The sequence below is a fragment of the Mycobacterium triplex genome (assembly GCF_000689255.1).
GTDB lineage: Bacteria > Actinomycetota > Actinomycetes > Mycobacteriales > Mycobacteriaceae > Mycobacterium > Mycobacterium triplex.
On record NZ_HG964446.1, the window covers coordinates 222,300 to 236,510 of the forward strand.

The 14,211-nt window shown below is 66.2% G+C and carries 17 protein-coding genes; 10 read left to right on the forward strand and 7 right to left on the reverse strand.

The window, feature by feature from the left end; translation table 11 throughout:
- Window positions 1–75: 75 nt before the first annotated feature.
- A complete protein-coding gene (locus tag BN973_RS01000; protein ID WP_036465354.1) occupies window positions 76–1,020 on the forward strand; it encodes a prephenate dehydrogenase in 945 nt (314 codons plus the stop codon).
- Here the strand turns inward: BN973_RS01000 and BN973_RS01005 are convergent.
- Genes BN973_RS01005 through BN973_RS01025 form a run of 5 tightly spaced genes read right to left on the reverse strand, consistent with a single transcriptional unit; the run spans window position 983 to window position 5,075 of the window.
- Entirely contained in the window at window positions 983–1,537 is a 555-nt protein-coding gene (locus BN973_RS01005) for a putative glycolipid-binding domain-containing protein (protein ID WP_084163250.1), read from the reverse strand. The two genes, BN973_RS01000 and BN973_RS01005, sit on opposite strands and share 38 nt — an antisense overlap.
- 47 nt (window positions 1,538–1,584) lie before the next feature.
- A complete protein-coding gene (locus BN973_RS01010) occupies window positions 1,585–2,328 on the reverse strand; it encodes an ABC transporter permease (RefSeq protein WP_036465358.1) in 744 nt (247 codons plus the stop codon).
- Window positions 2,325–3,011: an ABC transporter permease gene (locus BN973_RS01015; RefSeq protein ID WP_036465360.1), complete on the reverse strand. Its 687-nt coding sequence runs from the start codon at window positions 3,009–3,011 to the stop codon at window positions 2,325–2,327. Before BN973_RS01015 ends, BN973_RS01010 begins: the two co-directional genes overlap by 4 nt.
- Window positions 3,012–3,013: 2 nt before the next feature.
- Complete coding sequence (locus BN973_RS01020; RefSeq protein ID WP_036465362.1) at window positions 3,014–4,105, reverse strand: ABC transporter ATP-binding protein; 1,092 nt, start codon at window positions 4,103–4,105, stop codon at window positions 3,014–3,016.
- A 22-nt stretch (window positions 4,106–4,127) separates the two neighbouring features.
- Window positions 4,128–5,075 (reverse strand): ABC transporter substrate-binding protein, encoded by a 948-nt coding sequence (locus BN973_RS01025; RefSeq protein ID WP_036465364.1) that lies wholly within the window; start codon window positions 5,073–5,075, stop codon window positions 4,128–4,130.
- Between the two features lie 102 nt (window positions 5,076–5,177).
- Between BN973_RS01025 and BN973_RS01030 the strand changes: the two genes are divergently transcribed.
- Window positions 5,178–5,567, forward strand: coding sequence for a LapA family protein (locus BN973_RS01030; RefSeq protein ID WP_036465366.1), 390 nt, complete (start codon window positions 5,178–5,180; stop codon window positions 5,565–5,567).
- Here the strand turns inward: BN973_RS01030 and BN973_RS01035 are convergent.
- Window positions 5,564–6,610, reverse strand: coding sequence for a phosphotransferase family protein (locus tag BN973_RS01035; RefSeq protein WP_036465368.1), 1,047 nt, complete (start codon window positions 6,608–6,610; stop codon window positions 5,564–5,566). The genes BN973_RS01030 and BN973_RS01035 overlap by 4 nt on opposite strands.
- Window positions 6,611–6,619: 9 nt before the next feature.
- On the reverse strand, window positions 6,620–7,228 hold the full coding sequence (locus tag BN973_RS01040; protein ID WP_036465369.1) for a histidine phosphatase family protein: 609 nt from the start codon (window positions 7,226–7,228) through the stop codon (window positions 6,620–6,622).
- 178 nt (window positions 7,229–7,406) lie between these two features.
- Between BN973_RS01040 and BN973_RS01045 the strand changes: the two genes are divergently transcribed.
- The 8 genes from BN973_RS01045 (at window position 7,407) to BN973_RS01080 (ending at window position 14,210) form a co-directional block, all read left to right on the forward strand.
- A complete protein-coding gene (locus BN973_RS01045) occupies window positions 7,407–7,886 on the forward strand; it encodes a hypothetical protein (RefSeq protein ID WP_036465370.1) in 480 nt (159 codons plus the stop codon).
- 184 nt (window positions 7,887–8,070) lie between these two features.
- A complete protein-coding gene (locus BN973_RS01050) occupies window positions 8,071–8,571 on the forward strand; it encodes a hypothetical protein (protein WP_036465371.1) in 501 nt (166 codons plus the stop codon).
- Window positions 8,572–8,644: 73 nt separating this feature from the next.
- Window positions 8,645–9,316, forward strand: a complete 672-nt coding sequence (locus BN973_RS01055) for a class I SAM-dependent methyltransferase (RefSeq protein ID WP_036465372.1) — start codon at window positions 8,645–8,647, stop codon at window positions 9,314–9,316.
- 175 nt (window positions 9,317–9,491) lie between these two features.
- Complete coding sequence (locus BN973_RS01060) at window positions 9,492–10,538, forward strand: phosphotransferase family protein (protein WP_036465373.1); 1,047 nt, start codon at window positions 9,492–9,494, stop codon at window positions 10,536–10,538.
- Between the two features lies 1 nt (window position 10,539).
- Window positions 10,540–11,298 carry an SDR family NAD(P)-dependent oxidoreductase gene (locus BN973_RS01065; protein WP_036465374.1) on the forward strand — a complete coding sequence of 253 codons (759 nt, stop codon included), beginning with the start codon at window positions 10,540–10,542 and terminating at the stop codon, window positions 11,296–11,298.
- A gap of 16 nt (window positions 11,299–11,314) precedes the next feature.
- On the forward strand, window positions 11,315–12,634 hold the full coding sequence (locus BN973_RS01070) for an acyl-CoA dehydrogenase family protein (RefSeq protein ID WP_036465375.1): 1,320 nt from the start codon (window positions 11,315–11,317) through the stop codon (window positions 12,632–12,634).
- A complete protein-coding gene (locus BN973_RS01075) occupies window positions 12,631–13,242 on the forward strand; it encodes a TetR/AcrR family transcriptional regulator (protein ID WP_036465376.1) in 612 nt (203 codons plus the stop codon). Before BN973_RS01070 ends, BN973_RS01075 begins: the two co-directional genes overlap by 4 nt.
- A complete protein-coding gene (locus tag BN973_RS01080; protein ID WP_036465377.1) occupies window positions 13,242–14,210 on the forward strand; it encodes an NADPH:quinone oxidoreductase family protein in 969 nt (322 codons plus the stop codon). The genes BN973_RS01075 and BN973_RS01080 overlap by 1 nt, the downstream gene beginning before the upstream one ends.
- The last annotated feature ends 1 nt before the right edge of the window (window position 14,211 follow it).

The following is a 14,211-nucleotide window of genomic DNA, read 5'->3' on the forward strand; positions in this document are numbered from 1 at the left end:
GGGGACCTCGGGCCTTCGTTGTCGATCCAACTGTGCCAACCTTGGTCTGTGTCGTGGACGGCGGCTAGGACCCCGGTGTGTGTTCTCGGATTGGGACTCATCGGCGGCTCGGTCATGCGCGCGGCCGCGGCGGCGGGCCGGGAGGTGTTCGGCTACAACCGCTCCGTGGAGGGCGCGCGCGGAGCGCTCGCCGACGGCTTTGCCGCGACGACTGAGCTCGCGGACACCTTGACCCGCGCCGCCGACAGCGGCGCCCTGATCGTGCTGGCCGTGCCGATGCCCGCGCTGCCGGCCATGCTCGCCCATGTGAGCGAACTCGCCCCGAAATGTCCGCTCACCGACGTCACCAGCGTCAAGACGGCAGTGCTCGACGAGGTTGTCGCGGCCGGTCTGCAGGACCGATTTGTCGGCGGACACCCGATGACGGGCACCGAGAGCTCTGGTTGGGCGGCCGGCCACGCCGGATTGTTCACCGCGGCACCGTGGGTCGTCAGCGTCGACGACCACGTGGACCCGGTGGTGTGGTGGATGGTGATGACGCTGGCGCTGGATTGCGGCGCGGTAGTGGTGCCCGCCAAATCCGACGAGCACGACGCCGCGGCGGCCGCCATCTCGCATCTGCCGCACCTGCTCGCCGAGGCGTTGGCGGTGACGGCCGCGGAGGTGCCGCTGGCCTTCGCGCTGGCCGCCGGGTCTTTCCGGGACGGCACCCGGGTGGCGGGCAGCGCCCCGGACCTGGTGCGCGCGATGTGCGAAGGCAATACCGCGCATCTGCTCACGGCGGTCGACCGGGTCATCGACCTGCTCAGCCGCGCCCGCGACTCGCTGGACTGGGACAACTCGGTGGCCGAACTCGTCGATGCCGGCCATGCCGCGCGAACGCGCTACGACCGTTTCCCGCGCTCCGACATCTTCACCATCACGATCGGCGCGCCGGACTGGCGTGAGGAGCTGGCCGCCGCCGGGCGGGCCGGCGGGGTGATCAGATCCGCTCTGCCAATCCGGGATAGTCCACGATGAACCCGTCGGTGTCGACGCTCACCGTGGTGTCGGCGACCGGCGAACGCAACTTGATCCCCTCGGGGACTCCCTGTCCGGTGTAGCTCACCGTGGCCGCCATGACGGTCATGTCCGGCACGTTGACGTAGACCACCGGCAGCGTGATGGTTTCGGCCCGCTCGTGCAGCCCCAGCCGGCGGATCGGCAGGGCGTTGAAGAACGGGCTGAAGACCACGTCGACGTCGAGCGCGCCGTTGTATCCCTCGCGACGGTCGCCCTGGTGGTCGGTGACCATCCACATGTTCTCTTCGTCGCGCGCGATGGCGAGCTGACGTTCCCGCTCGGCGAGCGTGATCGTCAGCCCGAACCTCTTGGTGGCTCCGCTCTCGTCGGTCTGTACTTCGTAGAAGGCCCCGAATGCCGGGTTGGTCGCGGTAGCCGCGGCCACAATTCGGCCGGCAGCCCTAATTCGCTTGCCGGACACTTGTACTCGCACGGATTCCATGCGAGATATATCCGGCGCGCGCCAGGTCAGCATCGCGGGCCAGACGCGCTCAGTCGGGTCAGAGGGGCTGTTCACACTCCCTACCGTAAAACGTGCCCACCGGCCGCGGCAGGCTGGTCGGCAACTGCGGTCACCGTCACATCGACGCGGCGGACAGGCCTGCGCAACCGTCCGGTGCCCGGCACCGAAATCCAGACGGCCATGGCCAGCAGGCCGTCGAGGATCAGCGCCAGCCCCGCCACCATCAGCGCGCCGACCAGGGCGAGCTGGAATTCGCGTTCCTTGATCCCGTCGATCAGGTAACGGCCCAGCCCGCCGAGGCTGGCGTAGGCGGCCACCGTCGCGGTGGCGACCACCTGCAGCGTCGCGTTGCGCAGCCCGCCGAGAATCAACGGCATCGCGTTGGGCATCTCGACGCGCATCAGCACCTGCGCCTCCGTCATGCCCATCGCCCGCGCGGCGTCGACCACCACCGGGTCGACGTTGGCGATGCCCGCGTAGGTGCCCGCCAGCAGTGCCGGCACACCGAGCAGCATCAGGGCTACCAGCGGCGGCCCGAGTCCCAATCCGAACAGCAGCACGCCCAGCAGCAGCACCCCGAGCGTCGGCAGTGCGCGCAGCCCGTTGACCGCACCCACGACCAGCAGCGTGCCGCGGCCGGTGTGACCGATGACCATGCCGATGGGAATGGCGATCAGCGCCGAGGCGCCCACCGCGACGACGGTGTACTCCACGTGCTCCAAGATCCGCGCCGCAAGGCCGACCGGGCCGGTCCAGTTGTCGACGGTCAGCAGATAGGACACCGCCTGGCCGATGAAGTTCATCGCGCGCCTCCCACCGCCGGGGCGAGTACGGATCGGCGGCGCGGGGCGGCACCCGCGTGCGACCAGGGCGTGGCGAGCCGGCCGGCCACCACGATCAACACGTCGATGACGACGGCCAGTGCGAACAGGACGATGATGCCGGCCAGAATCTGGTCGCTCTTGTCGGTCTGGTACCCCTCGGTGAACCAGGTGCCCAGCCCGCCGATCCCGATCACCGACCCCACCGACACCATTGCGATATTGGTCACGACGACCACCCGCAACCCCGCTACCATCACCGGAATCGACAGCGGCAGTTCAACTTTCAAAATTCGCTGGACGGGCGAATAGCCGACCGCGGTGGCGGCGTCACGCGCCTGAGCCGGCACCGCATCCAGCGCTTCGAGCACCGCGCGCACCATCAGCGCGGTGCTGTAGGCGGTCAATGCGACCAGGACGTTGGCCTCGTCGAGAATCCGGGTTCCGATAACCACCGGCAGGGCCACGAACAACGCCAGCGACGGGACGGTGAATACGACACTGGCAATCGCGGTGGTCAGCCGCCGCGCGATCGGTGCACGCTGCACCAGCACCCCCAGCGGGACCGCGATCGCCAGTCCGATCAGCACCGGCACCAACGACATCCGCAGGTGGATCACGGTCAGGGTCCACGCGTCGCCGAGGTGGCCGAGCAGGTAGTGCATGGTCAGCGCCGCCGCTGCGATTCGACCGCGGCCAGCACGTCGGCGGCCAGCACTCCCCCGACGACCTTGCCGTCGTCGTCGACGGCGAGCCCCACGGTCGACGGCGACGACAACGCCGCGTCGAGCGCGTGGCTGAGATTGCCGCCGGGCCGGAACAACGCGCCGACGGCGCTCATGCTGTCGGTCAGCGATGCACCACCGCGGTGCTGCTGCAGACCCTCGCCGTCGATCCAGCCCAGCGGGCGGCCGTCGTCGTCGACAACCACCGCCCACCCCGCGAGTGAACGCTCGGTGAGGCCGCTGGCCGGAAACGTGTCAACGGCGTGCAGTGGCAGGCCATTCGAGTCGATCAGCTGCAGCCAGCGGTAGCCACGGCCCAGACCGATGAACTTCGACACGAAATCGTTGGCCGGCCGCGAAAGTACTTGGGTGGGTTCGTCGTACTGCTGCAGCGCGCCGCCCCGCCCGAAGATCGCGACTCGATCGGCCAGTTTCAGCGCCTCGTCGATGTCGTGCGTGACAAACACGATGGTTTTGTGCAATTCGCTTTGCAGGCGCAGTATTTCGTTTTGCAGCTCGAGACGAACGACCGGGTCGACGGCTGAGAATGGCTCGTCCATCAACAGAATCGGCGGATCGGCGGCCAGTGCGCGCGCTACGCCGATGCGTTGTTGTTCACCGCCGGAGAGCTGCGCCGGGTAGCGGTTGGCGAGCTTGGCGTCCAGCCCCACGCGTTCGAGTACCTGGTAGGCCGCCTTGCGGGCGTCGCGACGCGACTGCCCCCGCAACACCGGCACCGTCGCGACGTTGTCGATGACCCGCTGATGCGGCATGAGCCCGGCATGCTGGATCACGTAACCGATTCCGAGCCGCAGCTTCACCGGGTCGACGCCTCGGACATCCTCCCCGTCGACGGTGATGGTGCCCGACGTCGGCTCGATCATGCGGTTGATCATCCGCAGTGCGGTGGTCTTCCCGCTTCCGGAGGAGCCCACGAAGACGGTCAGCTTCCCGTTGGGAACCACCAGGCTCAGCCGATGGACAGCGGTGGTCCCGTCGGCGAATGTCTTGCAGACATCGTCGAAGACGATCACCGCGGCACCCTCCAGTCGACCGTCATTGTGTAATCGGATGGTTGAAGCCGTTGTCCCGCACCCAGTTTCGGGCCGCTTGGTCAGGATCGATGCCGGCGTTGCCCGCCACGGCCGCGTTGAGTCCGGCCAAGCCGGCCGTGGACAGCTTCGCCGAGACCGCATCGAGGACGTTCTTGAGACGATCGGACTTCTTCTGCGAATTGACCAGCGGCACAATGTTTCCGGCCACGAAGTTGTGTTCGGGGTCCTCGAGCACCACCAAATGGTCTTGCGGAATCGCCGGCGAAGTCGTGAAGATGTTGGCCGCGTTCACCCTTCCCTCCACGAGCGCGCGTACCGCCACCGCACCGCCACCGTCGTTGATCGCGACGAAGTTGCCCGGACTGATGTTGAGGGAGTATTTCTGGCGCAGCCCGGGCAGGCCGGACGGGCGGTGCTCGAAGTCGGAGGGTGCGCCGAATCTCACTTCCGGCGAGTGAGCGGCCAGGTCGCCGATGGTCTTGAGGTTCCACGCGGCGGCGGTCCCGCCGGTGACACTGACCGTATCGGTATCGGAGGCCGGGGACGGCGTCAGAACCGACAGGTCGCCCGGCAGTTTCTGGTAGAGCTCCAATTCCACGGCGTCGAGCATGGTCGCGGTCGAGTTGGGGGCGAAGTACCGAAGCAGATTGCCGACATATTCTGGCACCAAATCGATGGAATGGTCTTTGAGCGCCGGAATATACGTTTCTCGACTACCGATGCCCATCCGCCGTCCCACGTCGAAACCGTTGGCCTGCAACGTTTGCGCATAGATCTCGGCAATGATCCGAGATTCCGGGAAGTCTGCGGACCCTACAACGATGGATTTCATGCTGCGCATCTGCGGCGCCAGCGGGTCGGAATTGCTGCAGGCCGCAGCTAAGCAGGTGACCAAAAACCACACTGCCAGCGGGATGATCACGCGGTGGCTGCGCCGCAGCATCCTCATACCGCTGACACTAACGGCAGAACCGGCCGGGCGCTGCGGCCGAAGCAGGCGGTTTTGCCAGGTTTGGTTTCATTCCGGCCAGGATGGGACAAAGATAGATCCATGAGCAGCACCAACCCCGGCTCGCCGGGTAACCCGCCGCCTAAACCCACTCCGGCGCCTTCCCCCAAGCCGGCGCCCGCACCTCCCCCAGCGCCCCCGGCCGGTGCGCACCCCAAGGAACCTGCCATCGGGTTCACCCGCGCCGGCGCGCTGTGGTCGGCCCTGATCGCGGGTTTTTTGATCCTGATTCTGTTGCTGATCTTCATCACCCAGAACACGACGTCGACGGCGTTCAAGTTCTTGGGCTGGCAATGGAGCCTGCCGCTGGGTGTGGCCATCCTGCTGGCCGCGGTCGTCGGCGGGCTGATCACCGTGGCCGTCGGCACCGCGCGAATCCTGCAGTTGCGTCGCGCGGCCAAGAAACAGCACGCGGCCGCCACCCGCGGCTAGCCAGGCAGTTTCGCCAGTTCCGCCAGCCCGCGCGAGATCAACGGCGCGACGACCTCGGGCATGTGCTCGGAGTCTTTACCGCTGGCCTGATCCGCCATGCGCCTGCGGAAGTCGATGCCGGCCGCGATGATGGCGAGCTTGAAGTACGCCAACGCCATGTAGAACTCCCAGTGCGCCAGCGGCAATCCGGAGACCAGCGAGTACCGGTCGGCCAGCTCGTCGGCCGTCGGCAGCAGCGGGGAGGTCCAGGCGGCTTGGGCATTGACGATCAGATCCAGCGCCGGGTCGCGGTATACGCACATCAGGGCCGCGTCCGACAGCGGATCTCCCAGCGTCGAAAGTTCCCAATCGACGACGGCGCGCACCCGCGTGGGGTCGTCGGCGTCGAGGATGGTGTTGTCGATCCGGTAGTCGCCGTGCACGATCGAGACGCGACCCTGGGGCGGAATCGCTTGCTGCAGACCGGAATGCAGTCGCTCGACATCGGCGTCGCGATGGTCGTCGGACAGCCGCACCAGTTCCCACTGCGAACCCCAACGGCGCACTTGGCGTTCCAGGTAGCCGCTGGGCTTGCCGAAATCGGCCAGCCCCACGGCATTCGGGTCCACGTCGTGCAAGTCGACGAGTACCCGGACCAACGAGTCGACGCAGTTGTCGATCACGGTGTGGTTGAAGGCTTCGAGTTGAGCGCGCCGGCGCACCACTTGCCCGGCGACGAACTCGACGATCTGGAACGGCGCGCCCAGCACGGAGTCGTCCTCGCACAGCGCGATCGCGCGCGCCACCGGGACTGGCGTGTCCTGCAGTGCCGCCACGACTTTGTACTCGCGGGCCATATCGTGCGCCGACGGGGTCAACCCGTGCAGCGGTGGACGCCGCACCAGCCAGTTCGTCTTGTCGTCGTAGACCCGGAACGTCAGATTGGAGCGGCCGCCGGAGATGAAGTCAGCGCGCAATTCGCCGTCGCGCTCGATGCCGAGCGAACGCAGATACCGGTCCAGCGCGGGCAGGTCCAGCCCGTCGAGTCGATCAGCCGAAGTCACCGCACTTGTTTACCATCGCTGATTGCGCGGCAACAGGTCCCACACGTGTTCGACCCCGTTGACTCCCGCCACGGTCGCCTGACCGGTCCGCGAATACAGCACGCGAGTCACCGATGCGTAGTCGACGGGAAATGACAACAGCCGCGCCGTGCCAAGGATTTCGTGCAGCAACAGGTTGATCACGCCACCGTGGCTGAACACCGCGACGGTGTCCTCGGGGTCCGCCGAGGCGACGAGATCGTCGATCGCCGCCCGGATTCGCGCCCGAAACGCACTTTCGTCGACGGCACTGGGAAGCTGGCCCTGGGCCATTCGCTCCCACTCTTTGGGGTTTTCCTGACGGATCTGCTCGACGGGGATGTAGACCGGAAGGTCGCGATCGTATTCGGCCCAACGTTCGTCGACCTCGACGGCGAGGTCCCGGGCCGCCGCGACCGGTTCGGCGGTCTGGATTGCGCGCCGCTGCGGGCTGCTGATGACGCGCGAGATCGGGAACCTGGCTAGCGCCTCGGGCAGACGCGCGATCTGGGCCACCCCCTCGTCCGACAGGTCCGGGTCGGAACCCTGGCCGTGTTCGCTGCGCAGCGGCAGCGCGTGCCGGACCAGAAGCACTTGCATGGTTCTCCCTGTCGTCGGAAGTGGGGCCGGTTCGCAGTTTCTCATCGCGCGATGCCGCCGCGTGCGGCCGGCCCATCCCGGAGGGACAAGTCGAGTAGCCAACTACTCGTGCCCACCCATGGGTCAGCTGCCTACGTTCATTTCGACAATCGCAGCACTCGGCGGGAAGGCATATCTCATGAATATCAACGCGCTATTGCGAAAAGTAGCAGCGACCGCCGCGGTCTCCGCAGTGTTGACCGGCGGTGCGGTATTTACCTGCGGCAGCGCATCGGCGAGCGGCTGGGATGCACTGGACGTTGTCATCAACGAATTCCGTCCGCTGGCCGGTCAAATTTTGTCGGAAGGCAGCCATATCCCGGTCAGCCCGACCGAGGCAGAATCACTCGTCACACGGACCCGAGGCATTCTTTCCTCCACGGTCCGCAGTGACGACGACAACGACAGGTGGACGCGCTACTGGCGGAGCGGTTGCAAGGTAAATAAGCAGGTCCACCGAGGATTTAAGGTCGAGCAAGTTTTACAGGAGTATCAACTCTTCGGGTATGACCGTGAACGGGTCTTCGATATGCATCAGAGCCTCGAGCAGATTTGGTACGGCGGCAAAAAGGGTTCATCCGTTGCGAATTCTATTTGCAAGAAGGTGTTCGGATACTAGTTAAGCCCGCAGAGAATGCGCGGATGACCGACAACCAGGGGTAGAAGTGCGGTATTTTTTGCAGCAACGGCAGTCGTCAGGAGCGTATCGCAGCGGCGCGAACGGCATACGGTACCTCGAGACACCCTCGTATACGGAGTTCGAGGTACCTCTAGCCGACGGGTCGTTCGGAATTGTTTATCTCATGCCGCGCGACGCCAAGTCATTTATTGCGTGCGCATGCATGCTCGATACGTTCGCGTACATCGTCGATGCGTACGTTGCCGCGCATCCCGACAGCCAACCCGCGATCCTGCAGACCTTTCAGGAGACATGGCCTTCGGTGATGGAACTGCTGTCCAACGGTGAGAATGGTTTCTACTCGCCGGCGGCTCTCTGCGTGTTGGAAGATCCCGACGACGTCGTCAATCGCTGGTTCGTGGCGACGATAATCGGCAATGTCGGACACCTACCGGCAACCAAGGTCCTCGGTAACGAACGTGTTGTGGAGGCCATGGCACGCGTGGTCCGTCTGACCGAATCGGCGATCAACCAATTCCATGGCGCTCAAATCGACGCCGAGCTACTATCGCGCAGGATTGCACAAGCCCGCATGCTCGCGAATGTGAGGCGCGCCGCAAAATTCGTCGACAGTAAATTCGACTCGATCATCCAACTGGCTGACTCGGTTGTGAAAAGCCAGTAATCGGGTGCTGGCTCCGCTGCCCCGGGCGCGGCCCCCGCCTAGTCTGCAAGGGAGGCCCACTCAAGGAGGACAGATGACCCAGCCGAGCATCGATTGGGACGCCGCCTACCGACAAGAATCACCACCGCCATGGAGCATCGGCCGGCCACAGCCCGAGCTGACGGCGCTCATCGATCGGGGCAAGATTCGCAGCGACGTGCTGGACTCCGGCTGCGGCCACGCCGCCCTGTCGCTGGCCCTAGCCGCGCGCGGCTATACGGTCGTCGGACTGGACGCGAGCGCGACCGCGATCGACGCGGCAACCGCCTCCGCCGCCGAACAAGGATTGACAACAGCGACTTTCGCGCAAGCCGACGTCACTTCCTTCGGCGGCTACCCACCCGGTTCCGAAGGCCGCTTCTCCACCATCGTCGACAGCGGACTGTTCCACGCCTTGCTGCCCGAGGGGCGACCGGGCTATCTGCAGTCGATCTTTCGGGCGGCCGCACCCGGTGCGGCGCTCTACATCCTGGCGTTCGCGGCCGGGGCACTCGGCGAACCCGGCGACCGGCCCGGACCGCGCGGCTTCACCGAGGCCGAATTGCATGACGCGGTCGCGACGCTGTGGCAGGTCGACGATGTCCGGCCGGCAAAGGTCTACGGCAACGACGCTGCCCTCGACACCGAATTGCCGAACGCCGAACACGATGGCGACGGGCATTTCATGGTGCCGGGGTTCCTGCTCAGCGGGCACAAGCCGGACTAGCGGCAGCATTGGCCACGGCAGGCGGCCCGCCGTTCGCCCAACGTGCTCTCATGGCGGCTTTTTGGCGAATTTCTCACCCTCAGAGCACGTTCGACGCCGATGCCGGTGCACCAGCCGGACTAGCGCCACCCGCGGAGAATGCTATTCTCCACACAGAGAGTGGGGTGTGCGGACAATGACGACTGCTGGTGAAACCCAACTGGACCCGGGTGTGCTGGGTCGATGGCTGGATGACAACGACGCTCCGGGACATGGCGAAGAACCGCGCCTGGAGCAGCTCAAGGGCGGTTCGCAGAACACGCTGTATCTGATTCAACGCGGCAGCCAGCGCATGGTGCTGCGGATGCCCGGCGCCCGCGCGGATGCGGCCCGCATCGACGGCCTGCGGCGCGAGATCCGGCTGGTGCGGGCGCTTTCGGGCACCGATGTGCCGCACGCCGAGCTGATCGCCGCCGACGACACCGGCACCGTGCTCGGCATGCCGTTCTACGTCATGCGCGCGATCGACGGATGGAGCCCGATGGACGGCGGCTGGCAGCCACCGTTCGACACCGACCTCGATGCGCGGCGCGGGCTCGCGTTCGAACTCGTCGAGGGCGCCGCCAAACTGGGCCGGGTCGACTGGCGCGGCCAAGGACTCGACGGCTTCGGCCGGCCCGACGGATTCCATGACCGGCAGGTCGATCGTTGGCTGGCGTTTCTCGACGCCTACAAGGTGCGCGATCTGCCCGGCCTGAACGAGGCCGCCGATTGGCTGCGCCGCAACCGGCCCGCGCAGTACAAGCCGGGCATCATGCACGGCGACTACCAGTTCGCCAACGTGATGTTCGCGCATGGCAGCCAGGCTCGACTCGCCGCGATCGTGGACTGGGAGATGACGACGGTCGGCGATCCGCTGCTGGACCTCGCCTGGTGCCTGCTCGGCTATGACGGCGAAAACCCCAAGGGCGACGGCTTTTACCTCGACATGAGCGGGATGCCGACACGCGGCGAATTGCTGGCGCACTACGAGAAAGTCAGCGGGCTCTCCACCGAGAACATCGACTACTACCTGGTGCTGGCCAACTGGAAACTCGGCATCGTGCTGGAAAAGACCTACGCCGCCGGCGTGCGCACCGGAAAGGTGGACCCCAAGATCACCGACGCGTTCGGGCCGATGATCCTTGCGCTCATCGCGACAGCGGCCGAATTGGCTCGGAGCCTGCCGACGAGGTGCCGCTGAAATGGGTTACGCCGACCAGCTTTTCGACCTCACCGATCGCGTGGTGCTGATCACCGGAGGCAGCCGCGGCCTGGGTCGGGAAATGGCGTTCGCCGCCGCCCACTGCGGCGCCGACGTGGTGATCGCCAGCCGCAACTTCGACAACTGCGTCGCCGTCGCCAAGGAAATCGAGGCCGAGACCGGACGCTCCGCCATGCCCTACGGCGTGCACGTCGGACGCTGGGACCAACTCGACGGCCTGGTCGACGCCAGCTACGAGCGGTTCGGCAAGGTCGACACCCTGATCAACAACGCGGGCATGTCGCCGCTGTACGACAAGCTGAGCAACGTGACCGAGAAATTGTTCGACGCCGTGGTGAACCTGAACCTCAAAGGACCGTTTCGGTTATCGGCGTTGGTGGGTGAACGGATGGTGGCCGCGGGCAGCGGCTCGATCATCAACGTGAGCTCCACCGGATCGCTGCGGCCCAACGGCGGCATCATCCCCTACTCGGCCGCCAAGGCCGGGCTCAACGCGATGACCGAAGGGCTGGCGCAGGCGTTCGGGCCGGCGGTGCGGGTCAACACCCTGATGGCCGGGCCCTACCTGACCGACGTCAGCAAGTCCTGGGATCTGTCCGGCGGCAACAACTTCAGCCACCTCCATCTGAAACGCGCCGGCGATCCGCGCGAAGTCGTCGGTGCCGCACTGTTTTTGGCGTCCGACGCGTCCAGCTTCACGACCGGTTCGATTCTGCGGACCGACGGCGGAATTCCCTAAAGGTAGGAGTATTCGGATGTCATGGGACTTCTCTACCGAGCCCGAGTTCGAGAAGAAGCTCGCCTGGGTTCGCGAGTTCGTGCGCGAAGAGGTGGAGCCGCTCGAGGTGCTGTTCCCGGGCTGCGAGTTCCTGCCGCTCAATGACGAGCGCCGGCGCATCGTCGATCCGCTCAAGCAGCAGGTCCGCGACAATGGCTTGTGGGCACCGCATCTCGGTCCGGAACTGGGTGGGCAGGGTTTCGGCGCGGTCAAGCTGACGTTGATCAACGAGATACTCGGCCGCAGCCCCTGGGCGCCGATCGTCTTCGGCACCCAAGCGCCCGACACCGGCAACGCGGAGATCATCGCGCGCTTCGGAACCCAGGACCAGAAGGATCGCTACCTGTCCGGATTGCTGTCGGGGGAGATCTTCTCCTGCTTCTCGATGACCGAACCACAAGGCGGTGCCGATCCCCGCGTGTTCACCACCCGCGCCGTGCGCGATGGCTCGGGACCAGACGCGGACTGGGTGATCACCGGGCGAAAATACTTCTCCTCCAATGCTTCTGTCGCGTCGTTCTTCATTGTCGTCGCGATCACCGATCCGGACGTGCCCGTCCACCGCGGGGCCTCGACGTTCCTGATCCCCGCCGGTACCGAAGGGCTGCACCTGGAAGCCAACCACCACCTGGTGGGAGCGGACCCGCACGAGCCGGGGCATTCGCTGGTGCACTACGACGACGTGCGGGTGGGAGCGGACGCCCTGCTCGGCGAGCCCGGTCAGGGCTTCCTGATCCTGCAGACCCGGCTTGCCGGCGGCCGGCTTCATCACGCGATGCGCTCGATCGGGATGGCGCAGCGCGCGGTCGACATGATGGCGCGGCGCGCGAAAAGCCGTTTTACCCAAGGCGGCCCGTTGGCCGACAAGCAGCTGGTCCAAGAGTTCGTCGCCGACTCCTACACCGAGTTGATCCCGTTCCGGCTGACCGTGCTGCACGCCGCGTGGCTGATCGACAACGGCGACGAGCATGCCGCGCGCGCCGAGATCGGCGCGTGCAAGATCTTGGCCTCGCAGGTCCTGAAATCGATTGCGCTGCGGGCGATCCAGGTGCACGGCGCGCTGGGACTCACCGATCAGCTGCCGTTGGTCAACGTGCTGTTGGGCGGCATCGCGCTCGGGCTCGCCGACGGGCCGACCGAGGCGCACAAGGTCAACCTGGCCCGGATGCTGCTCAAGGGCTACGAGGCCGAAGAGGGCGAATGGCCCAGCGAGATGCTGGATGTCCGTCGCGACGCCGCCCGGGAGAAATACGGCGCCCTGGTCGGTAGCGTTCCCGCACATCCACATTCGCCATGATCAACAGAGTCGCCGCGGCCGTCGAACGCGCCCTCGACGACCGCCAGCGCGGGGCGACCGCGGAGGTCGAACGCATCCTGGCGGCCGCGGTCCGCGTGATGGAGCGCGTCGCGCCCGAGGAGCCTCGGGTCAGCGACATCGTCACCGAGGCCGGCTCGTCGAACAAGGCGTTCTACCGGTATTTCGCCGGCAAGGACGATCTCATCCTGGCAGTCATGGAGCGTGGCGTCGCGATCGTCGTGTCCTACCTCGAACACCAGATGGCCAAGGAGGCCAAACCGCGGGACAAGATCGCCCGTTGGATCGAGGGCACCCTGGCCCAAGTCGCCGAACCCGACCTGATCAGGAAAAGCCGTGCGGCGGCCGGTCAGCTGGCAACCGCGACGAACTGGCGAACGCTCGATCACGAAATGATGCACCCACTGCGCGATCTGCTGATCGAACCGGTTGCCGCACTGGGAAGTACCGATGTCGAGCGCGACGTCGAGGCCGTGTTCTGCTGTGTCGCGGCGACGATGCGGAGATACATGGGCTCTGCCGTTCGGCCCGAGCCCGACGACATCGCACACGTGGTGAGGTTCTGCCTCAACGGATTAGGAGTCAATTGATGCGTGCGGTTGTCTGTCGCTCCTACGGCCCTCCGGAGAGCCTGGTGCTCGACGATGTTCCCGAGCCAGTCCCGGCGCCAGGCCAGATGTTGGTGCGGGTGCACGCCGCGGCGGTCAACTTCCCCGACGTGCTGTTCATCGCCGGCAAGTACCAGGTCAAGATCCCCCCGCCGTTCATACCGGGCAATGAGATCGCCGGGGAGGTGATCTCCGCCGGCGCGGGCGCGCCGTTCCGCCCGGGACAGCGGGTAGCCGGAACCACTTTCGGAGCGTTCGCCGAGCAAGCACTGCTCGACACGACGCAGGCGTCGCTGGTGCCCGACGACGCCGACTACGCATCGGCCGCGGCTTTCGGCGTCACCTACCGCACCGCATATCACGCACTGCGTACGACTGGCGGTGTGACAAAAGGGGATTGGGTCGTCGTGCTGGGCGCCGCCGGCGGAGTCGGTCTGGCCGCCGTCGACCTGGGCGTCGCGATGGGCGCCCGGGTGCTGGCCGCGGCGTCCAGCCCGGACAAACTCGAACTGTGCCGGCAACGGGGCGCCGAGGCCGTCGTGGACTACGACCGCGAGGACCTCAAACTCCGGATCCGCGAACTCACCGGCGACGCCGCGCGAGTGGTCCTGGACCCGGTCGGCGGATCGTATTCGGAGCCGGCGCTGCGCGGTCTGGCCCGCGGCGGCACTTTTGTCACGCTGGGCTACGCGGCGGGCAGCATCCCGGCGATCCCGCTCAACCTCGTGATGCTCAAAGATATCCGCGTCCGCGGCATGGAGATCCGCACCTTCATGGCCGACTACCCCGATGAGTTCGTCCGCGACATCGAAGAACTGACCCAGATGTTCACCGCGGGCACCGTTCGCCCCTACATCGGCGCGCGGTTTCCGTTGGCCGAGGCCCCGGCCGCATTGCGATACGTCGCCGATCGCAAAGTCCTGGGCAAGGTCGTGATCGACATCGCATGAC